The 21,302-nt window shown below is 68.0% G+C and carries 21 protein-coding genes and 4 tRNA genes; 11 read left to right on the top strand and 14 right to left on the bottom strand.

Going from position 1 to position 21,302, the window contains the following annotated elements; all coding sequences use genetic code 11:
• Positions 1 to 91 precede the first annotated feature (91 nt).
• The gene (locus ACZ50J_RS06540) at positions 92 to 487 is read left to right on the top strand and encodes a VOC family protein (RefSeq protein WP_464300458.1); all 396 of its coding nucleotides are present in this window, start codon (positions 92 to 94) and stop codon (positions 485 to 487) included.
• 192 nt (positions 488 to 679) lie between these two features.
• Here the strand turns inward: ACZ50J_RS06540 and ettA are convergent, their stop codons facing one another.
• From ettA to ACZ50J_RS06505, 7 genes are all read right to left on the bottom strand, one after another.
• Entirely contained in the window at positions 680 to 2,362 is a 1,683-nt protein-coding gene (ettA, locus tag ACZ50J_RS06535; RefSeq protein WP_464300457.1) for an energy-dependent translational throttle protein EttA, read from the bottom strand.
• Between the two features lie 70 nt (positions 2,363 to 2,432).
• Positions 2,433 to 3,050 (bottom strand): single-stranded DNA-binding protein, encoded by a 618-nt coding sequence (locus ACZ50J_RS06530; RefSeq protein WP_464300456.1) that lies wholly within the window; start codon positions 3,048 to 3,050, stop codon positions 2,433 to 2,435.
• A 148-nt stretch (positions 3,051 to 3,198) separates the two neighbouring features.
• Positions 3,199 to 4,818 carry a YfjP family GTPase gene (locus ACZ50J_RS06525; protein WP_464300455.1) on the bottom strand — a complete coding sequence of 540 codons (1,620 nt, stop codon included), beginning with the start codon at positions 4,816 to 4,818 and terminating at the stop codon, positions 3,199 to 3,201.
• Positions 4,815 to 6,560, bottom strand: coding sequence for an ABC transporter (locus tag ACZ50J_RS06520; protein WP_464300454.1), 1,746 nt, complete (start codon positions 6,558 to 6,560; stop codon positions 4,815 to 4,817). Before ACZ50J_RS06520 ends, ACZ50J_RS06525 begins: the two co-directional genes overlap by 4 nt.
• Positions 6,561 to 6,639: 79 nt before the next feature.
• Positions 6,640 to 6,713 (bottom strand) — tRNA-Arg (locus ACZ50J_RS06515).
• A gap of 29 nt (positions 6,714 to 6,742) precedes the next feature.
• The gene (locus tag ACZ50J_RS06510) at positions 6,743 to 7,423 is read right to left on the bottom strand and encodes a phosphoribosyltransferase (protein WP_464300453.1); all 681 of its coding nucleotides are present in this window, start codon (positions 7,421 to 7,423) and stop codon (positions 6,743 to 6,745) included.
• A gap of 11 nt (positions 7,424 to 7,434) precedes the next feature.
• Entirely contained in the window at positions 7,435 to 8,589 is a 1,155-nt protein-coding gene (locus ACZ50J_RS06505; protein WP_464300452.1) for a PrsW family intramembrane metalloprotease, read from the bottom strand.
• A gap of 92 nt (positions 8,590 to 8,681) precedes the next feature.
• On the opposite strand from ACZ50J_RS06505, the gene orn reads away from it, so the two are divergent.
• Both orn and ACZ50J_RS06495 read left to right on the top strand, forming a co-directional pair.
• Positions 8,682 to 9,299, top strand: a complete 618-nt coding sequence (gene orn / locus ACZ50J_RS06500) for an oligoribonuclease (RefSeq protein WP_464300451.1) — start codon at positions 8,682 to 8,684, stop codon at positions 9,297 to 9,299.
• A 78-nt stretch (positions 9,300 to 9,377) separates the two neighbouring features.
• A tRNA-His gene (locus ACZ50J_RS06495) sits at positions 9,378 to 9,453 on the top strand.
• A gap of 138 nt (positions 9,454 to 9,591) precedes the next feature.
• On the opposite strand, the gene ACZ50J_RS06490 is transcribed toward ACZ50J_RS06495, so the two are convergent.
• On the bottom strand, positions 9,592 to 10,254 hold the full coding sequence (locus ACZ50J_RS06490) for a hypothetical protein (RefSeq protein WP_464300450.1): 663 nt from the start codon (positions 10,252 to 10,254) through the stop codon (positions 9,592 to 9,594).
• Between the two features lie 255 nt (positions 10,255 to 10,509).
• Between ACZ50J_RS06490 and ACZ50J_RS06485 the strand changes: the two genes are divergently transcribed.
• Positions 10,510 to 11,202, top strand: a complete 693-nt coding sequence (locus ACZ50J_RS06485) for a potassium channel family protein (RefSeq protein ID WP_464300449.1) — start codon at positions 10,510 to 10,512, stop codon at positions 11,200 to 11,202.
• A gap of 12 nt (positions 11,203 to 11,214) precedes the next feature.
• Here ACZ50J_RS06485 and ACZ50J_RS06480 read toward each other — a convergent pair whose 3' ends face one another.
• The 4 genes from ACZ50J_RS06480 to ACZ50J_RS06465 all read right to left on the bottom strand — a co-directional run bounded on the left by ACZ50J_RS06480 (position 11,215) and on the right by ACZ50J_RS06465 (position 15,607).
• The gene (locus tag ACZ50J_RS06480) at positions 11,215 to 12,126 is read right to left on the bottom strand and encodes a sucrase ferredoxin (RefSeq protein ID WP_464300448.1); all 912 of its coding nucleotides are present in this window, start codon (positions 12,124 to 12,126) and stop codon (positions 11,215 to 11,217) included.
• Complete coding sequence (locus ACZ50J_RS06475) at positions 12,123 to 13,325, bottom strand: cupin domain-containing protein (protein WP_464300447.1); 1,203 nt, start codon at positions 13,323 to 13,325, stop codon at positions 12,123 to 12,125. The genes ACZ50J_RS06480 and ACZ50J_RS06475 overlap by 4 nt, the downstream gene beginning before the upstream one ends.
• Positions 13,322 to 13,738 (bottom strand): BatC protein, encoded by a 417-nt coding sequence (locus ACZ50J_RS06470; protein ID WP_464300446.1) that lies wholly within the window; start codon positions 13,736 to 13,738, stop codon positions 13,322 to 13,324. The genes ACZ50J_RS06475 and ACZ50J_RS06470 overlap by 4 nt, the downstream gene beginning before the upstream one ends.
• Before the next feature lie 135 nt (positions 13,739 to 13,873).
• Entirely contained in the window at positions 13,874 to 15,607 is a 1,734-nt protein-coding gene (locus tag ACZ50J_RS06465) for a YihY/virulence factor BrkB family protein (protein ID WP_464300445.1), read from the bottom strand.
• 206 nt (positions 15,608 to 15,813) lie between these two features.
• On the opposite strand from ACZ50J_RS06465, the gene ACZ50J_RS06460 reads away from it, so the two are divergent.
• The 3 genes from ACZ50J_RS06460 (at position 15,814) to ACZ50J_RS06450 (ending at position 18,217) form a co-directional block, all read left to right on the top strand.
• A tRNA-Lys gene (locus ACZ50J_RS06460) sits at positions 15,814 to 15,889 on the top strand.
• A gap of 93 nt (positions 15,890 to 15,982) precedes the next feature.
• Positions 15,983 to 17,020, top strand: a complete 1,038-nt coding sequence (tdh, locus tag ACZ50J_RS06455) for an L-threonine 3-dehydrogenase (RefSeq protein ID WP_464300444.1) — start codon at positions 15,983 to 15,985, stop codon at positions 17,018 to 17,020.
• Between the two features lie 3 nt (positions 17,021 to 17,023).
• The gene (locus ACZ50J_RS06450) at positions 17,024 to 18,217 is read left to right on the top strand and encodes a glycine C-acetyltransferase (RefSeq protein ID WP_464300443.1); all 1,194 of its coding nucleotides are present in this window, start codon (positions 17,024 to 17,026) and stop codon (positions 18,215 to 18,217) included.
• Between the two features lie 46 nt (positions 18,218 to 18,263).
• Here the strand turns inward: ACZ50J_RS06450 and ACZ50J_RS06445 are convergent, their stop codons facing one another.
• Both ACZ50J_RS06445 and ACZ50J_RS06440 read right to left on the bottom strand, forming a co-directional pair.
• The gene (locus ACZ50J_RS06445; RefSeq protein WP_464301323.1) at positions 18,264 to 18,560 is read right to left on the bottom strand and encodes a GroES family chaperonin; all 297 of its coding nucleotides are present in this window, start codon (positions 18,558 to 18,560) and stop codon (positions 18,264 to 18,266) included.
• Between the two features lie 28 nt (positions 18,561 to 18,588).
• A complete protein-coding gene (locus tag ACZ50J_RS06440) occupies positions 18,589 to 18,873 on the bottom strand; it encodes a DUF3618 domain-containing protein (protein WP_382401528.1) in 285 nt (94 codons plus the stop codon).
• A 185-nt stretch (positions 18,874 to 19,058) separates the two neighbouring features.
• Between ACZ50J_RS06440 and bcp the strand changes: the two genes are divergently transcribed.
• From bcp to ACZ50J_RS06420, 4 genes are all read left to right on the top strand, one after another.
• On the top strand, positions 19,059 to 19,526 hold the full coding sequence (bcp, locus tag ACZ50J_RS06435) for a thioredoxin-dependent thiol peroxidase (RefSeq protein ID WP_464300442.1): 468 nt from the start codon (positions 19,059 to 19,061) through the stop codon (positions 19,524 to 19,526).
• Positions 19,523 to 20,131, top strand: coding sequence for a class I SAM-dependent DNA methyltransferase (locus ACZ50J_RS06430; RefSeq protein WP_464300441.1), 609 nt, complete (start codon positions 19,523 to 19,525; stop codon positions 20,129 to 20,131). The genes bcp and ACZ50J_RS06430 overlap by 4 nt, the downstream gene beginning before the upstream one ends.
• Before the next feature lie 87 nt (positions 20,132 to 20,218).
• Positions 20,219 to 20,491 (top strand): DUF4242 domain-containing protein, encoded by a 273-nt coding sequence (locus ACZ50J_RS06425; protein ID WP_464300440.1) that lies wholly within the window; start codon positions 20,219 to 20,221, stop codon positions 20,489 to 20,491.
• Between the two features lie 687 nt (positions 20,492 to 21,178).
• A tRNA-Leu gene (locus ACZ50J_RS06420) sits at positions 21,179 to 21,253 on the top strand.
• The last annotated feature ends 49 nt before the right edge of the window (positions 21,254 to 21,302 follow it).

Here is a 21,302-nt window from a genome sequence, read left to right as displayed (position 1 = left end):
CGCCTTCGCCGGTCCGATACGTCGCGAAGACCCCGGAACGAGCGGCGTTATCCCGTTGCCCCTGTCGGGGGCAGCCGTCACGATGTGACGCATGACTTCACGAGCCGCGAATTTCTGCTTCGACGCCGCCGACCCCTACGCCCAGATGATGTGGTGGAGCCAGGTGCTCGGCGACTACCACCTCGAGGAGGACGACCCTTCGCGACCGGGTGACGAGGAGGCCGGCCTGATCGGGCCGAACAACACGTTCCTGTTGTTCCTCAAGGTGCCTGAGCCCAAGACGATCAAGAACCGGGTGCATTTCTGCCTGCGCTCCACCGACCTGACCCGCGACGAGGAGGTCGACCGCATCCTCGGACTCGGCGCGACCATGGTCAACGACCTGCGCCAGCCCGACCGCGGCTGGGCCGTGCTCGCCGACCCAGAGGGCAACGAGTTCTGCGTGCTGCTGTCGGACGCCGAGCTGGTGGCTCGCGAGAACGCCTGAGTCACAGCCCTTTTTCCCGTCGAGAGGACAGTTGTTGCTGCGAAAGCTCACCGCTCATCGCAACTGCTGTCCTCTCGGCGAACTGGATCGCCCGACGTTGGCGCGCGGTGGTCGCACGAGCGGCGACGCCGGCAACGGCGAAAGGCCGGGTCCACGAGTGGATCCGGCCCTTCGTCGTGTAACAGCGGAGCGTCAGTCGCGGGTCAGGCGACGGTGGGTGACGCGGTGCGGACGGGCCGCTTCCACGCCGAGCCGCTCCACCTTGTTCTCCTCGTAGGACGCGAAGTTGCCTTCGAACCAGTACCAGTTGGCCGGGTCCTCGTCCGTGCCCTCGTAGGCCAGGATGTGGGTCGCGACCCGGTCCAGGAACCACCGGTCGTGGCTGATGACCACGGCGCAGCCCGGGAAGTCGAGCAGCGCGTTCTCGAGCGAGCCGAGCGTCTCGACGTCGAGGTCGTTGGTCGGCTCGTCGAGCAGCAGCAGGTTGCCGCCCTGCTTCAGCGTCAGGGCGAGGTTCAGTCGGTTGCGCTCACCACCGGAAAGCACACCCGCCTTCTTCTGCTGGTCCGGGCCTTTGAAGCCGAACTGCGAAACGTATGCGCGCGAGGGGATTTCGACCTTGCCGACCTGGATGTAGTCGAGCCCGTCGGACACGACCTCCCAGAGCGTCTTCTCCGAGTCGATGCCGCCACGGCCCTGGTCGACATACGAGATGTCGACCGTGTCGCCCACCTTGACCGAACCGGAGTCCGGCTCCTCGAAACCGACGATCGTCTTGAACAGCGTGGTCTTGCCGACGCCGTTCGGGCCGATGACGCCGACGATGCCGTTGCGCGGAAGCGTGAACGACAGCCCGTCGATGAGGACGCGGTCGCCGAAGCCCTTCGTGAGGTCCTTGACCTCGATGACCTGAGCACCCAGGCGCGGGCCCGGCGGGATCTGGATCTCCTCGAAGTCCAGCTTGCGGGTCCGGTCGGCCTCCGCCGCCATCTCCTCGTAGCGCGCCAGACGCGACTTGCTCTTGGTCTGGCGGGCCTTGGCGTTGGACCGCACCCACTCCAGTTCGGACCGCAGTCGCTTCGCGAGCTTGGCGTCCTTCTTGCCTTGGACCTGCAGGCGCTCCTCCTTCTTCTGAAGGTAGGTGGAGTAGTTGCCCTCGTAGGGGTAGAGCCGGCCGCGGTCGACCTCACAGATCCAGCCTGCAACGTGGTCGAGGAAGTAGCGATCGTGCGTCACGGCGAGCACGGCGCCCGGGTACGCCGCCAGGTGCTGCTCGAGCCAGTTGACCGACTCGGCATCGAGGTGGTTGGTCGGCTCGTCGAGCAGCAGCAGGTCCGGCTTGGACAGCAGCAGCTTGCACAGCGCGACACGTCGGCGCTCACCACCGGACAGCACCGTGACGTCGGCGTCGCCGGGCGGGCACTGCAGCGCGTCCATCGCCTGCTCCAGCTGGGAGTCGAGGTCCCATGCGTCGGCGGCATCGATCTTCTCCTGCAGCTTGCCCATCTCGGCCATCAGCGCGTCGAAGTCGGCGTCCGGCTGGGACATCTCCTCGGAGATCGCGTTGAAGCGGTCGAGGTCGGCCTTGATCTGCCCGAGGCCCTCTTCGACGTTGCCACGAACGTCCTTCTCCTCGTTCAGCGGCGGCTCCTGCAGCAGGATGCCGACGCTGTAACCGGGCGACAGGCGGGCCTCGCCGTTGGACGGCTGGTCGAGGCCGGCCATGATCTTCAGGATCGTGGACTTACCGGCGCCGTTGGGGCCCACGACGCCGATCTTGGCGCCTGGGTAGAAGGACATGCTGACGTCATCGAGGATCAGCTTGTCCCCGACAGCCTTGCGCGCCTTGGTCATGGTGTAGATGAACTCGGGCATGCGGAGAAGGCTATCGGGGCGACGCCGTGCCGCCGAAATCGTGTCGCTGTTTCGGCCTCGCGGGCGCCGGTCAGCTGGCCTGTTGCTCGACCAACGGCCCGGACACGCGCGCGACCTCTTCGCTGGTCAACGCGCTCGTCGACTCGTCCGAAAGCTGATCCGGCAGCTGATCGGGCAGCTGATCGGGCAGCTCGCCGGTCTGCTCGGCTGCGGACGCAGCCGACGCCGTCCCGGCGGGATCGGTCGAACTGCCCGCCCACGGATCGGCCGGGGTGCTCGCGCCGGCCTGTCGCCAACTCGGCAACGCTGCTCCCCTGCGCTGCCCCTGACCGGAGACGCGCTGGAAGGCGGCGATGCCGAACCGCAGGTCCGGGCCGACGTTGACCGCTTCGATCTCCGGTGCGGAGCGCGTCTCCCCGTTCGGCCCCTGCCACTGGTTGATGCGCAACTTGCCGTGGATCAGCACCGGCTCGCCCTTCGACAACGACTTGTGTGCGTTGGCGCCGACAGCGCGAAACGCGACGACCTTGTAGAACGAGCTCCGCCCGTCGACATACCCGCCGCTCACCTGGTCGTGATGAAACTCGTTGACTGCCACCCGGAAGGTGGTGAAGTCGCCCTTGTCGCTGGTGATCCGTTCCGGATCGGCCGTCAGATTGCCGCAGACGGTCACGTATGTCTCGTTCATGTCGAACCCCTTGCCTGATCTGCTCGACGCCCGCCCTCCGCGTGCATCGACGTGGACCTTCAGGCTGGGGCCGACGTCGACAGCCCGCGAGGGTGTCGGCACGCCGCTGTGGACGGGGCCGCCATCGGAGCCGGGATGTGGACGGGACTCAGCGAGCAGCCGCAGCCAGCGCTTCGCGGGTGTCACGGTGTGCCTGCAGCACCCGCGCCACCGGATTGACGATCTGTTCGATGCCGACCGTGGCGATCGAGGAACGCAACCGCGCATGCACCTGTTCGGCACGCCGCTCCGCACCACGCGCCGCCGCCCAACGCGAGACCAGAGCGAGCAGCACCCCCGCAAGGAGACCGAACACCAACATCAGCAACGGAATCGGCAGACCGATCCACTTCGGCGACGAAGCATCGACGTGGGCGAAGCCCAACGCGACCAGCAGCGCCAGCCACACCAGACCCACCAGGGCGACGGCCGCGAAGACCCATTGGAACGCGGACGCGACCGACCACCACGCAGGGCGCTTGTCGTGCAGGTCGGTGCCGATGACCGCCTGGTCGAGCTTGTCGTGCAGATGCTCGTCACCCGGTGTCGCGGCACGCTGCGCGGCCTCCGCCCAGGACGCCGGCAGACCTTCCGCCGCGCGCCGACCGAGTTTGTGGGTGGCCACGTCGACCGCCGCCCGAGCTGCCGGCCCGGCCGGTGGCAGGGACGAACGACCCAGCGCGAGCTTGGCGCCGGATCGATTCATCGTGTGCGCCTCGTCCAGCCGCAGCCGGCGCAACGGCTCCGGCCGCAGCCGGTGCACCCACCGTGTGAACGGCCAGCCGGTGAGGTGCTCTGCCTGCCGCCGATAGTCGCGCCGCACGGCGTCGACGACGGCCGGAACGCCGGCCGCACGGCACAGCGCATCGGTGAGTTCAGAGTCGTCCTGGCCGGCCAACTCGACCTCGGACGGTGCCACACCCGCGCGCAGGGTGCGCGCCGCACCACGCACGTCGGCCAGCAGTCGCTGCTCGGCGGCGTTGCGTTCCTGCACGACCGTCCCGATCGTGCCGGCGAGGTCGTCGACGCCGTACCCACGCACCGCCGAGGTCGGCAGGATCGGCACGTCGGACAGCCCGTCGGCGTCCAGCAGCCGGTGCAGATCTTCGACACACTCGGAGATCTGAGCCCGATCGAGCCGGTCGATCTGGTTGAGCACGACGAGGGAGACCGCGTCGTGACCGGCCAGTTGCTTCACGTAGTCGTCGTGCAGCACCGCGTCGGCATACTTCTGCGGGTCGGTGACCCAGATGAAGACGTCGGCGAGTTCGATGACCCGGTCGGCCTCCGCCCGGTGTTGCGCGACCCGCGAGTCGAAGTCGGGCAGGTCCAACAGGACGAGGCCGTCCAGCGCCTCCGCACGGCGGGCGTTGCGCGGCACCTGGTGACGGGTGCCGACGCCGAGCCAGTCGAGCAGGTCGCTGCTGGGCTCGTCACCCCAGATCGCCGCCGTCGGCACCGAGGTCGTCGGACGCCGCGCACCGATCCGTGAAACCGGTTCTGCCACCAGCGCATTGAACAGACTGGATTTGCCGCTGCCAGTTGCGCCGGCAAGTACGACGACGGTTCGTCCGCCGACAATCCCCTGCCGCTTCGGAACCTTGCGCAGGACCTGCTGCGCGTGTGTGACCGCGTCGGTGGGCAGGTGCTCCCCGCCGGTGCGCAACGCGTCGCCGAGGGAGTCGGCGCGTGCGGTCACGTCCGACCAGCTGACCTTCTGTTCCGTCATCGCTTCGACCCGTGCTTCGTCGTGCTGCCCTGCGCCGCCCGCACCTCGCCGATCGCCGCCCGGAGCGCCTCGGCCGAGGAACCGTTGCCGGCCGTCTCGGTCAGCACGGTGTCGAAGCGGGTGCGTTGTGCGTCATACAGCTCCTCGGTGCGGGTCAACAGCCGGGTCCGTGCCTTGGCCGCCAGGGTGCGCACGGCCTGATCGCCGAAGACGGCCTCGAGCAGTCGTTGCGCCAGGATGGCCGAACCACCGGCGATGCCCACCTCGGCACCCGTCAGGCCGGCGGTCGCGGAGAAGACCACCAGCATCAGCAACACCGAGATGCCATTGACCCCGAACGCCAGGAAGCGCGCGGTCGTGCGCTTGCCGCCGGCTTCCTCGCGCACCATGGCAAGCACGTCGTCCTGCCACGCACGGACCAACTTCTCGGTTTGCGCGACGAACTCGTCGGAAACAGAAGAGAGTTCGGGGTGCGCAGCGACCAACTCCGCTCCCCCGGGTGTATGGCGCCACTGCCGCGCCACCGTGATGGTCGCCGTCTCGCCGTGTGCCTGGAGAAGGGCAGCGACACCGGTCTGCAGCGCGGCACCGAGGTCGTCCGCCGGCCGGCGGGTGCGGGCACGCAGCGCGGTACTGATGCGGTCCCGCATCCGACTGACACCGGCCTCCAGTTGCCGGAAGACCTCGCCGGTGCCGACGAATTCCTGCCAGCGGGCCAGCACCTCACCGCGCAGCAGCGTCCCGTCCTGCATGCCGTCGGCCACGCCGGCGAGTGCGGCGGCATACGCATCGGTGGCGACCTTCTGCAGATCACCGCGAGCTGAATCCTGTTGCTGCAGAGCAATTTCCAGCTCCGAGGCACGTCCGCCGAGCGAGTCGAGGGCGCCTTGCAGCGTGCGGCGGATGACGATGCTGCGAGCCTGTTGATCCGCGGCGAGCGAGGCCAGCCAGCCGTTGATGCGGGCCACCTCGACACCGGGCAGCAGCCCGTCCGGTCCGAGCTTCGACTCCGCGATGGCGAAGACAGGAGACTGACCGAGTCCCTGCTCCATCAGCATGGTCGCGAAGTCGGCCCGCACTTCCTCCATCGCGTCCAGTGGCACCCGATCGAGCACGACGGCCACGGAGGTGCCGCGTTCGATCGCCTGCTGCAGGAGGTTCCACGGCACCGCGTCGGCATACCGCATCGCCGTCGTGACGAAGATCCAGAGGTCGGCGGCCGACAGCAGCTGCCGGGCGAGGTCGCGGTTGGCCGAGACGACCGAGTCGATGTCGGGAGCGTCGAGCAGCGCGAGCCCCTGCGGCACGTCGCCGGCGACCAGTCGCAGCGTGCTCGGGTCGCCGGTCTCGGGCTCGGCGCCGGTGAGCCGGGCCAGGCCGGGCAGCACTCGCGTGCCGGTGAACCACTTCTCGTCAGCCGGGTTGTGGATCAGGGTCGAGGCGCGCGTCGTCGGCCGCAGCACACCGCTCTTGGTGACGGCCTCCCCGACCAGCGAGTTGACCAATGTCGACTTGCCCGCGCCGGTCGACCCGCCGACCACCGCGAGCAGCGGAGCATCCAGCGACGCCGCCCGCGGCAGGATGTAGTCGTCCAGTTGCGCAAGCAGTTCGCCGCGCGCACGTCGTGCGTGCCCGGCGTCCTGCAGCTCCAACGGGTATGCCGAAACATCAACACTGCGGCGCAGAGATTGCAATGCGGCCAGCAGTCGCGCTCCCTCGACGTCATCCGACACGTCGCACATCATTTCGTGGTGACGGCCCGGACTCAACTTGGCCCGCCGTCGGCGAGCCGGAGAGTCGCTGCGACCGCCATTTCGTGAGCACCCCCGGTAGGACTCGAACCTACGACCTAGAGATTAGAAGGCTCTTGCTCTATCCAGCTGAGCTACGGGGGCAAGGACTCGCAGATTACCGGACCACACGGTCAGCTCTCGGGTCGATCGGACGGGTATGGCGCCCGCAACAGCTGCCGCACCTCGTCGTGCGAGGTCTGACCGAACACGCGGTATGCCGCGCCGACGGCCGAGAAGTCCGGTGGTTGCCAGGGGCAGACGACGTCGTCGGCCACCTCCCGCAGCGCGGCGCACACGTCCGGCGGGCCGATCGGCGCCACGGCCACGATCCGGGCCGGCCGCTGAATTCGTATGGCGTGCACCGCGACCCGCATCGTCGCTCCGGTCGCCAGACCGTCGTCGACGACGAGAACGACGCGATCCTGCAACGGCACTGCGGGCCCACTGCCGCGATAGAGGTCCTCCCTGCTGCGCAGCTCCGCCACTTCGCCGGCCAGGACCCGGTCGAACTCCGCATCGGTCACCCGCGCCCGCCGCAGGACGTCCGGGTTGCGCACGATCTCCAGGCTGCCCGCGGCCTCGGCCACTGCACCCATCGCGACCTCGGGTTGTCGCGGCAGACCCAGTTTGCGGACCACCAGCACATCGAGCCTCACCGCCAACCGCGCGGCGACCACGGCGGCCACCGGCACCCCGCCACGGGCCAGACCGAGCACCACGTCGTCGCGGTCGGCATACTCCGTCAGGTCCGCAGCGAGCGCGGTCCCGGCCGCGGCGCGATCGGCATACGGCAGCTGCCTCCGGCCGGCCATGGCCACTCCCTCTACCGGGTCGTCATCCCCCGGTCGTCGTAATAACGGTAGAGCGCCGAGTCGAGGAAGCGCACCCGTAACAGCGCCACGATCTCCAACAGATGGTCCTCGGCCTCGAGCACGGGCGCACTCCGGTCGCCGCGATCGATCCGCGCCCGAACCATTGCCAATTCGCTTGCGGCGTCCTGCAATTCGCGCATCTCGTCCTGCGCTTCGGTGCCACCGTGATGCCCCGCCCACGCCATCGCGTAACGCCGCTCCTTGATGGAGGACAGCATCACGACCTCGGGCGGCGACAGCCGGCCCGCATCGACATACTCCCCGAGCTCGCGCGAGATCAGCCTCGCCTCGTGCTTGCGGGCGAGCACGATCAGGGTCACGAACGCGACGAAGAGGGGCAGCTGCAACAGCAGGTAGAAGACGAGCCAGCCGTGCTGCGGCAGCAGCGCACCGAGGTTCCAGATCCCGTGCAACGCGACCGCGCAGCACCAGCCGGCGAACGGCGCCAGGAAACGGGCCTCGCGGTGTCGTGTGGTGGCCGCGATGCCGATCCCGATCCCGGTGCAGACCGTGAACATGGGATGCGCGAACGGCGACATCACCACCCGCACGAGGAAGGTGCTGAGCAGGCCCTGCTCCCCCGAATGGGCATAACCGGAGGCCAGATAGACCACGTCCTCGACCGCGGCGAAGCCGGCTGCGCTCAGCCCGGCATACACCATGCCGTCCAGGACGCCGTCAATCTCCCGGCGCCGAAAGATCAACAGCAGCAAGGGCCCGAGGCCCTTCATCGACTCCTCGACCACCGGCGCGACCCACGTCGCGGCGGACGGGTGCGTGCCCAGCATCGGATCGATGAGCACCGATCCGAGGTTGTTGAGTGCGGCGGCACTGAAGGTGGCGACGCACGCGCCCCACAACAGCGCGAACGCCAGCATCCCGGTCGGCTCCCGTTCGAACCGGTCCAACCAGAGGAAGACCGGCACCACGACGCCGAGGACGACCAGGGACAGCACGAGGCCGAGTCCGGTGGCCACGACACCGGACTGGTCGTCGATGATCACCAGCATCCCGAGGCCGCCCAGGACGAACAGGATCGCGACCAGCGCAACGGTCAACCACCGACGCAGCGCAGGACGCCGATCAGGGCGTGGGGGCGGCAGCATCCGGGCACTGTATGACGTCTCCCCGAGCGACCCCTCACTGCACCGCACCCACCGATCCACCGCCGCACCGTCGGGGTCCTTAGAGTGATCCGGTGAGCGAAGACAAGGCACGCACCGACCGGATCGTCTGGATCGACTGCGAGATGACCGGATTGAGCCTGACCGACGACGCACTGATCGAGGTCGCGGCGTTGGTCACCGACTTCGAGCTGAACCAGCTCGGCGACGGCGTGGACGTCCTCATCAAGCCGCCGCAGGCGGCGATCGACCAGATGAACGACTTCGTCCGCACCATGCACACCAAGAGCGGCCTGCTCGAGGAGCTCGCGGCCGGCGTGACCATGGACGAGGCGCAGCAGCAGGTGCTGGACTACATCCGGGAGTTCGCGCCCGAGGAGGGCAAGTGGCCGCTCGGCGGCAACACGGTCAGCACCGACCGCGGCTTCCTCGCCCGGGACATGCCCCAGTTGGAGGCCCATCTGCACTACCGGATCATCGACGTGTCGTCGGTGAAGGAGCTGTCGCGCCGGTGGTACCCCCGCGCCTATTTCAACGCCCCGCCGAAGAACGGCGGCCACCGCGCGCTCGCCGACATCCGTGATTCCATCGACGAGCTGCGTTACTACCGGGAGGCCGTGTTCGTGCCGCAACCCGGCCCGGACAGCGACTCCGCGAAGAAGATCGCGGCGAAGTACAGCGCCGCGAACTGACACGGGAAGGGGTGGTCACGACCACCCCTTTGGAGCAGGTACGATAGTCCGCGCTGCTTCCGTTCGGGAGCGGTCATGGTGGGTGTAGCTCAGCTGGTAGAGCGTCGCGTTGTGGTCGCGAATGTCGCGGGTTCAAGTCCCGTCACTCACCCCAGAAAGGATCCCGACCCGTATCCGGGTCGGGATCCTTGTCGTTCGGCCACTGTGTGCACCACGGACCGGATAACGGCATGGCAGATGGAAGCGCCCCACCCGGTCCGCGGATCGGGTGGGGCGCTTCGCGTGCGGCCCCTCAGATCTGAGCGGTGACCTCTGTCGCGGCGGCCTCGTTCGCGGCGCGAGAAGCCGACCGGGGTGCGGACCTCGTGGGCAACAAGCTGATCGGTCCGCGCTGGAACGCGATCGGCTCACCGTTGACCGCCACCGATCGGCGCGCGTAGGCCTTGATCGCCGAGCGACAGTAGCCGTAGGACAACGGGGTGGACTGAAACTTCGGCTGACCGACCGCGTAACTGTACGAAGGCTTGCCCGGAACGAACGCGAACGCACCTGTGTAACGAGTGGTGTACGCGGTCATGCCGGAAATTGGCGGTGCGGCCGAGTCCCTCGCGGGCAGCGTCCACTGACTGGACCCGCCGGAGGCGTAAGACCATTGGAGCTTCATGTCGGACGCGAAGTAGAAGGTGATCGAGGCTCCCGCGATCGTCGTCGCCTTCGTCGTGTTGAAGATCCACAGGCCTCGGTCCGGGTAGGAACCGGTGCCGTCGATCGTCAGCTGCATTCCGGTGGCGGTGGAGCAACTCTCGCTCACCGTGACCCATCCCTGCAGTCCGGGCGGCGTTGCCGTGGTGGACGCGGACGCGGCGGGTGCGGCAACACCCACCGCGATGACTGGAACGGACCACGCGGCGGACTTGGCGACGGTCCGGCGTGAGGGCATGACGGAGTTGCTCATCGGTATCTGATTCCCCTTGTACTGCAGCGGACGCTTCCGCGTGTCCACGCGGATTGCGTAAAGTAGAAGTAAAGTTACTGCAAAGTAACAGCAAAAGCCGGACGCTTGTCCAACTACAGCTGTAATGTCCGTCACTCTCCGCCTGTCACCAGTCACTCAGAGCCCGTGTTGGATGGCCCTGCGGGCCAGCCGCCCCCCAGGCAACTACCGGGTTTCGGGGAGAGGACGTCCAGCGTTCCCCCACACGATGGCCTCATGCGCTCCAGGACCCGGTGGGAGATCACCCTCATCCTCGCGGCGGTGGTGTTCCTCGCCGCCTACGCGGTCTCGATCCTCGACACGCAGCTCAGCCCGGCAGAACGCCGTGCCTGCAATGTCGTCGTCTGGGGCACGTGGGCGCTGTTCACGGTCGACTACGTGGTGGAGTTCCGCAAGTCGAACAACAAGCGCAAGTGGGTGATCCGCCACCTGCTCGACTTCGCGGCGATCATCCTGCCGATGCTGCGTCCGCTGCGGTTGCTGCGCGTCGTGCCGATGTTGCGCGTGCTCAACCGGATGACGGTGGCGTCGCTGCGCGGCCGAGTGGCGGCATACATCGTCAGTGCGTCCGTGCTCGTCGGTTTCACCGCATCCCTCACCTGCCTCGACGTCGAACGCAACGCTCCCGGCAGCAACATCCACACCTTCGGCGACTCGTCCTGGTGGACGATCTCCACGATGACCACGGTCGGGTACGGCGATCACTTCCCGGTGACCACGGAGGGCCGGTTCATCGGCGCGGCGCTGATGATCTCGGGGATCGCCTTGCTTGGTACGGTCACCGCCACCCTGGCGTCGTGGATCACCGAGCAGGTCAAGCGCGACGATGACATCCTGCTCGCGGAGATCCGCACACTACGCCGCGACATTGCGAAACTGGAGCGCCAGCAGGCAAATTCGCGATCCTAGGCGCCGCTCGACTCAGTGGTCCGAACTCGGCGACGCTGTCACGCTGATCGTCTCGTAGGCGAGCGCTCGGGTCGGCGCGGGTGCCAGGCAGGTCAGTCGGGCGGCCGGCTCGGCCCAGAACCGCAGCACGACCTCCAGTCGTTCGGGCAGCGGTGGAGCGCACTCGACCCGCACGGTCCATCGGTCGTCGGTGCGCGTCGCCGACCGCACCCGTATGGCGTGCCGCCCGGCCGGGCCGAAGCGGCGCAGCACCTCGGCGACGGCGAACTGCTCCGGTGCCGCGAGGTCGGTGTATCCGCGCAGGTGATCGGCCGCCACGAGGCCGCGACGCAGCAATGCCACGGCTTCGACCGCCTGGTCCGGCGTCACTTCCCCGAAGTAGACGCCGTCCGGAGCGACCAGCACGTTGGCCGCGTAACGGTCACCGCCGACGTGGCTGCACTCCCATGTCTCGTCCGGCCACTCCTCGGTCAGGGCCTTCGCGACGGGCCGGCCGCGGATCGCGCAGCACGCGTCGTGCACGCCATGCGTGCAGACCAGATGAACGGGAGGCAGTCCGGTTGCTCCCGGTCGTTCGACGGCCGCCGCGAGCTGCGTGAGGTCGGCGTCCTCGGACCATGTGCCCCATTCCTGGAGGTGGTCGCCGTTCGCGTCATACCGCAGGACACCCCAGCGGGCCGCGCGACCGGACGACTGCCGACCGTGCCGGCGGATCAACAGGATTCGCATGCCCGCCGCCTGGGCGGCGTGCCGGACGGCGTGCTGCACCTCGGGCGCGATGTCGAGTTCGGCGAAACCGCCGAACGGCCACGGCCCCGGATGCTCGATCAGCACCCAGCCGTGTGCCCGTGCCGCCGTGCCGGCCTGGCGGTCTCCGCGAGCGAGCGCCGCCGCGGCGCACCGGAACGGGGTCTCCCGGGTCACGACCGCGCGGGCACCGCGACGCCCGCGCGCAGCAAGCGTGCGGCCAGCGCGACGCCCAACTCCCCGGCGGACCGCGGCCCGTCCAGCAGCCCCTGTATGGCGGGCAGCTCGTCGGACTCGAAGTCGAGCCAACCGACCCGGGTGTGCAGCCGGTGTCCTGACCAGCGTGGCGCCAGGCCCTCCCGGAGCCGGACGATCGCGTCGTCGTCCAGTGCATCGACCGCGGCCTGCTGGGCGAGCGGACCGAGCGGTCCGGGACGGGTCTGTCCGTTGCGGGCCCGGTGGAACGCCGGTGCCGGGTCGGCCTCGTGCAGGACGTCGAGCAGTTGCTTGCGCACGCTGTCGACGACGTCCTGCGGTCCGTCGACCCCGACCGGCAGCGACTGCCTCGCCTCGGGGTCGTCACGCAACCGGGCGAGTGCGTCCTGGACGAGTTGCTCGGCCACCGCGTAGCGGGTCCAGACGTGCACCCCCAGGGTGAGGTGGATCGACAGCTCGTCCTGTGCCTGCGCGGCGTGCAACCAGCCGCGTGGCAGGTAGAGGCAGTCCCCCGGCCGCAGCACGGTGTCGATCACCGGGTCGCGGCGTGCCGCGTCGGCGACCGCTGCCCGACGGTCGGTCCACGGCTGATCGCGCAGCGGCGCGTCGTGCACCGGCTCGTGGATCACCCAGCGCTTGCTGCCGGCGATCTGCAGGACGAAGACGTCGTGCACGTCGTAGTGGTCGTCGAACCCGCGGTTCTGGCGCGGGGTGATGTAGGCGTTGGCCTGCACCGGGTGGCCGAGCTCGGTCGCCAGTTGCGAGGTGAATTCACCGATCGGCGCCCAGGTGCGCTGCAGCGCCTGCAGCACGATCGTCGCCCCGTCGGCGAACTGCCGCCAGATCGCGGTGTCGTCGAGCTGGTCGGGGACGGTCGCGCCGACTCCGGCGGGCGCGGTGAAGCTGCGATCGGGCAAGGTCGCGCCCTCCTTCGCCATACGCAGGAAGGGTGCGCGTAATCCGCGACGGGAGAGCAGCTCGTCGGCCGCTGCCGCGGAGAAGAGATCGGTGAAGTCGCTCACGCCCCGGCTGAGCAACGCCTTACGGGCCCAATGGTTCTCGGCGAATTCCTCGGGCGGGACACGGAGCAACCGCGCCTGAGCGGCCCCGACACCGAAGTCGGTGCCGGGGCCGTCATGTTCAGCGTTCGGTGCGCTCAATTGTTGAAGCCTGCGCCACCGTCGGCACCGCCGTCCTGCACACCCGGCGTACCCGAAGCACCGCCATCAGCGGGGCCCTCCTGGCCTGCGCCGCCGTCGGCACCGCCGTCCTGCACACCCGGGGAGCCCGAGGCACCGCCGTCAGCGGGACCTTCCTGGCCTGCGCCGCCGTCGGCACCGCCGTCCTGCACACCCGGCATACCCGAAGCACCGCCATCGGCGGGACCTTCCTGGCCTGCGCCGCCGTCGGCACCGCCGTCCTGCACACCCGGCGTACCCGAAGCACCGCCATCGGCGGGACCTTCCTGACCTGCGCCACCGTCGGCACCGCCGTCCTGCACACCCGGCGTACCCGAAGCACCGCCGTCAGCGGGGCCCTCCTGGCCGAACGAGTCCTGCGTGGAATCAGTCATGCGTCCTCCTGCGAATCTCGTGGCCCGCGCGGGGCCGTGGGCTGGCGACCGTGGCCGCCGGCGGCACCGCGCGGCGCCGCTAGTACCTGTCTACCCCACCGAGTTCAGCGCCAAAAGGGATGGCGACGGGCAATATCAGCGAGCGGACCGCTTCGGGTGCGCGGCGAACCACTCCTCGCGTCGAGACAGTTGCTCCTGCTCGATCTCGTCGCGCAGCGCAGCGGGCGCCGGAGATCCCTTGGACTCGCGGTGCTTCGGCTCCGGCGTGTCCTGTGGCTGCGATGGTCGCTGCGCCGCTTCGGCCTGCGCCTTGGCCTGCTTCTCTGCCTGATCCGCGTCGTATGCCGCACGTCGGGCCCGCCGCTCGGCGCGAACCTGCTCCCGCTCGGCAGTGTCCGCGGGCTCGAACTGAGCGCGCACCTCGTCGACCGAATCCCAGCGATCTTGACGTGTCACGTAGGACGCGGCGATCTTGACCTCGCGAGCGGCCTCAGCCTCGCGCTGCTTGGCCTTCTTCTCCTGCTTGGCTCGCTGCCGGTCCAGCCGGTCACGTACAACACGTGCCTTCTGCGCCTTCAACAGCCACGAGTCGCGTCGCTGCAACCGCGACTCCTCGATGACCGCTCTCTCCTCTGCACCCACGGCTATCGCACCTATCTCTGTGTCGGTGTCCACTGCGGCGCGCGGCGCTGTCGCGTCACGCGGTCCGACCAGACCAGTCTTCTTACCCGATCGGGACGCCGTGCTCGCATCACCCGCAACCTGGGCGGCACGCCCGGCGGCGATCCGCGCCTGCCCGAACACGTTCGGGTCATCCGCGGCCTCGCGCATGGCGGTCAGCCGCAGCTCGTGCGCGGCGTCATACTCCTTGGCCGCCTTCAGATCCTGCTTCTCGAACGTGGCGTCGTCCTTCGGCGGCAGCAGGATCAGCTCCTCGGCCGGCAACCCGGACTTCAGCTGGCGGGTGCGCAAGAGCTCTGCGTCGACCTCGGCACCGAAGAGCACCGCCAGGTTGGTGATCCACAACCACAGCAGGAAGATGATCGCGTTGGCGAAGATGCCGTAGGTCTTCTGGTAGCTCGCGCCGTGGCTCAACGTGATGTAGACCGCAAGCGCCGCCGATGCCAGCAGCCAGACGACCAGGCCGATCAGCGCGCCCCAGGTGAAGATGTCCTTCTTGGTCTTCTGCACGTTCGGGGCCGCCCAATAGAGCATCCCGATGATCAGTACGACGATGAAGATGACGAACGGCCACTTCGCCCAGTCCCAGACGGTGACCGCAGTGCTGCCGAGCCCGACGGCGTCGCCGAGCTGCTTGGCCACGGACCCGGTGGTCACGATGGCGAAGATCACCACGAGCATCAGCACCACCTCGATCGCGGTGACCACGAAGAGGGAGGCCTTCAGCTTGATGGTCGAGCGGCCCTCCCGGATGTCGTACATCCGGTTGGTCGCCTTGCTGAAGGCCGCGACGTACCCGGAGGCGGAGTTCAGCGCGAGCAGGACACCGACGACGAAGGCGATGCCGCCACCGCCCTGCGTGGTGACGTTCTCGATGAAGTGCTTGATCGTGTCCAAGGACTTGTCATTGGGGTCTTTGCCGACCACTTCGGCCAACTTGTTGATGACGTCCTTCGCGGTCTGCTTGCCATTGCCGAAGAGGTTCAGCAGGGACAGCACCGCGATGAGGCCGGGAAACAGCGCCTGCATCGATCGGTAGGTGAGCGCGGCGGCCAGGTCGGTGCATCCGTCGGAGCCGAACTTCCCGACCGCCCGTTTCAGCGCGACCTTCCAATCGGCCTTCGCAGTGGTGTCCGGCGTGTACTTCGGACGTTCGATCTCTTCCTCGTCCAACAGCAGCAGCGACATCGGAGGGTGTCCTTCGGTCGGGGTCAACGATGGGCTCGACCCGAAACTTACTGCAGTCGAAGAAGAAGTTCTGGTGCGGACGTGGTCGATGTTGCGGTCGGGGCGACCCCGTTCGCACCAGCCGGCGATCCCCTCGGGCGTCCGACCGCGGTCCTCGATTTCGTTTTCGCCGGTCGGTCCTGCTATCTTTCTCAGGCGTTGAACGAGCGCCATTAGCTCAATTGGCAGAGCAGCTGACTCTTAATCAGCGGGTTCGGGGTTCGAGTCCCTGATGGCGCACCAAAGGCTCCGGATCGCATTGCGGTCCGGAGCTTTTCGTTGTGCGGCGCGACCCCGCTCTCCCGTTGAGCGGCATCACGTAGCAGACTGTTCGCCGTGCGTGCACTGGCGAAGACAGGTGCCCAGCCGGGCTTGGAGCTGATCGATGCCCCCGAGCCGACCGCTGGGCCGGGCGAGGTCAAGATCAAGGTGTTGCGGGCGGGCCTGTGTGGCACCGACCTGCACCTGGAGGGATGGGACGACTGGGCTGCGGCCACGGTCGAACCACCGCTCATCATCGGCCACGAATTCTTCGGCGAAGTCGTCGAGATCGGACCGGGCGTCACGAGCGTCCAGGTCGGCCAACGTGTCTCCGGGGAGGGCCACGTCGTCTGCGGTGAATGCCGCAACTGCCGGGCCGGCCGACGGCATCTGTGCATCCGGACCAGCTCCGTCGGTGTGAACCGCAATGGCGCGTTCGCCGACTTCGTCGTCATACCCGCCTCCAATGTGTGGGTGCAGCCGGACGACATGGACCCCGATGTCGGCGCGGTCTTCGACCCGTTCGGCAACGCGACCCACACGGCGCTGTCCTTCCCCATCGCCGGCGAGGACGTGCTCGTGACCGGTGCCGGCCCGATCGGCGTCATGGGCGCGGCCATCGCCAAGCACGTCGGTGCCCGGTATGTCGTGGTGACCGACGTCAGCGATTACCGGCTGCAGCTGGCCAAGGAGGCCGGCGCCGACCGGGTCGTCAACGTCAGCCGCGAGCGCATCGCCGACGCGCAGGCCGACCTCGGCATGCGTGAGGGATTCGACATCGCGCTCGAGATGTCCGGAAACCCTTCCGCCGTCAGCGAACTCATCGACAACATGAACCACGGCGGCCGGATCGCCATGCTCGGCCTGCCGGGCGACGCGTTCGCCATCGACTGGGGTCGGGTCATCACCCACATGCTCACGATCAAGGGCATCTACGGCCGCGAGATGTACGACACCTGGTACGCCATGAGCGCGATGCTGCAGTCGTCCCCCGCGCTGGCGAACGCCGTGCACTCGGTCATCACCCACCGCTTCCCCGCCGAGCAGTGGCAGGACGCGTTCAACGCCGCCCGGTCTGGCGAGTGCGGCAAAGTCGTCATGGATTGGAGCTAGGGCATGTACGCCAACAAGGACGCGCTCGTCGCGACGCTGCAGGAGATCGACGACGCCGGCCTCACCAAGCACGAGCGCGAGCTCTCGTCACCGCAGTCGGCGAAGGTGCGGACCGGTGGCTCCGAGGCGCTGAACTTCTGCGCCAACAACTACCTGGGCCTGGCCGACCATCCCGACGTCGTCGCCGCAGCGCGGAACGCGTTGGACGAGTGGGGATTCGGTATGGCGAGCGTGCGCTTCATCTGCGGTACGCAGACCCAGCACCGCGACTTGGAGCGCAAGATCGCCGACTTCGTCGGCACCGACGACTCGATCCTCTACTCCTCCTGTTTCGACGCGAACGGCGGCATCTTCGAGGTGCTCTTCGGTGCGGACGACGCGATCATCTCGGACGCGCTCAATCACGCGTCGCTGATCGACGGCATCCGACTGTCGAAGGCGAAGCGCTTCCGCTACCAGAACGCCGACATGACGGATCTGCGCGCTCAACTGGAAGCCGCCAAGACGGCCGGGGCGCGCCATACGGTGGTCGTCACCGACGGCGTCTTCTCGATGGACGGCTACTACGCACCGCTCGCCGAGATCTGTGATCTGGCAGAGGTATTCGGCGCCCTGGTGATGGTCGACGACTCGCACGCGATCGGCTTCGTCGGCGAGGGCGGCCGCGGCACGCCCGAATACACCGGCACGATGGACCGTGTCGACATCGTCACCGGCACGCTCGGCAAGGCACTCGGCGGGGCATCCGGTGGGTATGTCGCCGCGCACCAGGAGATCGTGGACCTGCTGCGCCAGCGGTCGCGTCCCTACCTCTTCTCGAACGCCGTCGCACCTTCGGTCGTCGCAGGGTCGATGAAAGCCCTTGAGATCGCCGGCAATTCACGTGAGCAACGGGAGAAGCTGGTCGCCAACACGGTGCTCTTCCGGACGCTGATGACCGAGGCCGGCTTCGAGGTCCTGCCCGGCAGCCACCCGATCACCCCGGTCATGTTCGAGGGCCCTGACGGCGCGCGTCAGGCGGCCCAGATCGCCGACGCGATGCTGCGGCGCGGCGTCTACGTGATCGCGTTCTCCTACCCGGTCGTGCCGCAGGGCAAGGCCCGCATCCGCGTGCAACTGTCGGCCGCGCACAGCGAGGACGACGTCCGCGCCTGCGTGAAGGCGTTCGAGGAGGCCCGGACCGAAGTACTCGGCTGACGTTCGTCGAGTAGGGCGAGCCGCTGGGCGAGTCCCTATCGAGACCTCAGAGATACAGCCCGGTGTTCCCGGTCTCGACCCGTTGCGCGGCGACGGCGTGCAGATCACGCTCGCGCAGCAACAGGTAGGTGCGGCTCTGGAGTTCGACCTCGGCGCGCTCCTCGGGATCGAAGAGCACCCGGTCGCCGATCTTCACCTGCCGCACGTGCGCACCCACGGCGACGACCTCGGCCCAGGCGAGGCGTTTACCGACCGAAGCCGTGGCCGGTATGACGATGCCACCGCCGGACTTGCGTTCGCCGTTCTCACTGTCGGCGGACACCAGCACCCGGTCGTGCAGCATCTTGATGGGCAGACTGCCCGAGGCGGAGTCAGCCACGTGCGCGACGCAGGAGTCCCAGCGTCAGCAGGACCACGGCGACACCGCCGAGCCCGATGGCGAGCTTCTGGGTGTTGAGCTCGCCGTCCGGGGTGTGGGTGATGCCGCCGACCTTGAGCTTGACGTCCTCGACCTGACGCTTGGCGAGCTCCTTGGGCTGCGCACGGAACGCCAGTTCGTCGATCGTCCCGGCCAGGCGCTCGCGCGTCGCCGCCAGATCAGCCTCGATGTCCTTGGCGGAACGGGTGGCGGGTTTCGCGGGGGCCTTGTCAGCCATGGTGTCTCCTCGACTCGAAGTTCTCTCAACACGGGTGGCGCCGCGTATGTCTGGCTCGCCTGAGACGATAACGCAGTAGCGCCCGCGGGTCCCGTCCCGCTCCCCCGAATAAACTTCGGGCTCGCAGCGGGAACAACCACCCACCGCGTGGGCTTGTCCTTGAAAAGACTTCCAGGAGGATCACGATGGCTCGGCTCGAGATCGGCGACAAGGCACCGGCGTTCACGCTCACCTCGGACACCGGGGAGCAGGTCTCCCTCACCGACTTCGCCGGCAAGCACTTGGTGATCTTCTTCTACCCCGCCGCGATGACGCCGGGCTGCACCAAGGAGGCGTGCGACTTCCGCGACTCGCTGGCGACGCTGCAGGACGCCGGCTACGAGGTCATCGGCATCTCCCCCGACAAGCCGGAGAAGCTGGCCAAGTTCGTGGCCAAGGAGTCGCTCACCTACCCGCTGCTCGCCGACACCGACAAGGAGGTGCTCGAAACCTACGGCGCGTATGGCGAGAAGAAGCTCTACGGCAAGACGGTCGTCGGGGTGATCCGGTCCACCATCGTCGTGGCTCCCGACGGCACGGTCGAGCTGGCTCGCTACAACGTCAAGGCGACCGGCCACGTCGCGTCCCTGTCCAAGGCGCTGAAGCTCGTATGAACAGCTTGTCCCGCTGGGAGCAGGGCCACCACGGTTACGGCGCCCGCTTCGCCCAGTTGCTGAAGGACGGCGTCGACATCACCGGCGAGGCTCGCCTCGCCGACACGCTTCTCCCCCGCTCCGGCACCGTGCTCGACGCCGGTTGTGGCATGGGCCGGATCGCCGCAGCACTGGAGGCGGCCGGGCATGACGCGTATGGCGTCGACCTCGACGCCGAGCTCCTGGCGCAGGCGGGCCGGACCTATCCGGCGCTTCCCGTCGCCCAGGTCCGCCTGGAGGACGTGAGCCCCGACTCCCTTGCCGCGCAGGAGTTTCCGACGTCATACGACCTGATCGTGTGCGTCGGCAACGTCATGACGTTCCTCGCCGAGGACTCCGAACGCCCGGTCCTCGCAGCGCTGCGCACCGTCGTGACGCCCGAGGGCCGACTGGTCGTCGGCTTCCACCAGGACGGCGGCGAGGGCCGGCGCAGCTACCCGGCCGACGAGTTCATCGCCGACGCCGAGGCCGCCGGCTGGCAGCTCGAGTCGCGGTTCGCGACATACGACCTGCGACCCGAGCCGGGCGACGACTCATTCTTCGTGGGGATCCTCCGTTCCGTCTGAACCTGCACAATCCTTGTGGAGCGGGTTCCGCCGCGTGGACGATGGGATGTCACGACCATCCCGGCCGTCGGAGGATTGGGAGCAGCCATGCCGAAATATGTGATCGAACGCGAGGTTCCCGGCGCCGGGAACCTGAGCCCGGAGCAATTGCACGGGCTCTCCGCCAAATCCGTCGAGGTGCTGTCCGGCATGGGCCCGGACATCCAGTGGGTCCACAGCTATGTCACCGGTGACCGGCTGTTCTGCGTCTACAACGCCGCGAACGAAGACCTGCTTCGCGAGCACGCGCGGCGCGGCGACTTCCCCTGCAACAACATCTACGAGGTCGCTTCCGTCATCGATCCCGTCACGGGTGAGTGACGGGACCCGCCCGCTGCGCCGGCCGGCGGCTGGAGCCGAGGACAAGGACTCGTTCTTCGTGGGGATCCTTCGCGCCTCGTATGTCCGAGCGCGAGCACTCTCGACAACACCGGGCGTCGGCTTCCTGACGGCGAGAGATCTCGATCGACGACCTTGTCGGTGGCTGCTTCTAGCGTCGGCACATGCCAAGACTGAGGTACACCAAGCAAGTTCTCACTGAGGCGGCTCGCAACGCTGACTCCGTCGCGGACGTACTCCGAAACCTCGGATTGCAACAAGCCGGCGGTACCCAAGCACATATCAGCAAGATGTTGGTTCGGCACGGAGTCGATACCTCGCACTTCACCCGTCGGAAACGCCACTACGAGCGCACACCGCGCGCAGATCCACGCGAGCTTCTCACCCGGCGGCCGTCAGGCTCGCCACGAGTGCACGGCATGCGCCTCAAAGCCGCCCTGCTCCTCCTCGGTCGTGCCGATGCCTGCGAGTTGTGTGGACAGGACCCGGTGTGGAACGGCGCGCCTTTGGTACTTCAGGTCGACCATATCGATGGCGACCTGAACAACAACTCGCGGAGAACCTCCGACTGCTTTGTCCCAATTGTCATTCACAGTGCCCGACATTCTCCGTGCGCCGGTGGAGCCGGACGACACCCACTGCGGGCCACGTCCTAGACTCCACGATCGAGCGGCCGTAGCCCAACTGGCAGGAGGCACGGGTTTTAGGTACCCGACAGTGTGAGTTCGAATCTCATCGGCCGCACTTCACGCGAGGATTCGTCCCTCATCCCCGCCTCAAGTGCCTGTGTTCG

The sequence above is a fragment of the Flexivirga sp. G2 genome, from assembly GCF_055397625.1.
Note: the sequence above shows the minus strand (reverse complement) of the source record. Positions and strands in the feature narration are given on the sequence as shown.

Excerpts from the sequence above, each read along its gene's own strand:
- ACZ50J_RS06485 (WP_464300449.1), top strand. The coding sequence starts at position 10,510 with ATGCGCTCCAGGACCCGGTGGGAGATCACCCTCATCCTCGCGGCGGTG.
- ACZ50J_RS06510 (WP_464300453.1), bottom strand. The coding sequence starts at position 7,423 with ATGGCCGGCCGGAGGCAGCTGCCGTATGCCGATCGCGCCGCGGCCGGG.
- bcp (WP_464300442.1), top strand. The coding sequence starts at position 19,059 with ATGGCTCGGCTCGAGATCGGCGACAAGGCACCGGCGTTCACGCTCACC.
- ACZ50J_RS06425 (WP_464300440.1), top strand. The coding sequence starts at position 20,219 with ATGCCGAAATATGTGATCGAACGCGAGGTTCCCGGCGCCGGGAACCTG.
- ACZ50J_RS06530 (WP_464300456.1), bottom strand. The coding sequence starts at position 3,050 with ATGAACGAGACATACGTGACCGTCTGCGGCAATCTGACGGCCGATCCG.
- ACZ50J_RS06450 (WP_464300443.1), top strand. The coding sequence starts at position 17,024 with ATGTACGCCAACAAGGACGCGCTCGTCGCGACGCTGCAGGAGATCGAC.
- ACZ50J_RS06465 (WP_464300445.1), bottom strand. The coding sequence starts at position 15,607 with ATGTCGCTGCTGCTGTTGGACGAGGAAGAGATCGAACGTCCGAAGTAC.
- ACZ50J_RS06430 (WP_464300441.1), top strand. The coding sequence starts at position 19,523 with ATGAACAGCTTGTCCCGCTGGGAGCAGGGCCACCACGGTTACGGCGCC.
- ACZ50J_RS06445 (WP_464301323.1), bottom strand. The coding sequence starts at position 18,560 with ATGCTGCACGACCGGGTGCTGGTGTCCGCCGACAGTGAGAACGGCGAA.
- ACZ50J_RS06470 (WP_464300446.1), bottom strand. The coding sequence starts at position 13,738 with ATGACTGATTCCACGCAGGACTCGTTCGGCCAGGAGGGCCCCGCTGAC.
- ACZ50J_RS06505 (WP_464300452.1), bottom strand. The coding sequence starts at position 8,589 with ATGCTGCCGCCCCCACGCCCTGATCGGCGTCCTGCGCTGCGTCGGTGG.
- ACZ50J_RS06540 (WP_464300458.1), top strand. The coding sequence starts at position 92 with ATGACTTCACGAGCCGCGAATTTCTGCTTCGACGCCGCCGACCCCTAC.
- ACZ50J_RS06520 (WP_464300454.1), bottom strand. The coding sequence starts at position 6,560 with ATGTGCGACGTGTCGGATGACGTCGAGGGAGCGCGACTGCTGGCCGCA.
- ACZ50J_RS06440 (WP_382401528.1), bottom strand. The coding sequence starts at position 18,873 with ATGGCTGACAAGGCCCCCGCGAAACCCGCCACCCGTTCCGCCAAGGAC.
- ACZ50J_RS06525 (WP_464300455.1), bottom strand. The coding sequence starts at position 4,818 with ATGACGGAACAGAAGGTCAGCTGGTCGGACGTGACCGCACGCGCCGAC.
- ACZ50J_RS06490 (WP_464300450.1), bottom strand. The coding sequence starts at position 10,254 with ATGAGCAACTCCGTCATGCCCTCACGCCGGACCGTCGCCAAGTCCGCC.
- ettA (WP_464300457.1), bottom strand. The coding sequence starts at position 2,362 with ATGCCCGAGTTCATCTACACCATGACCAAGGCGCGCAAGGCTGTCGGG.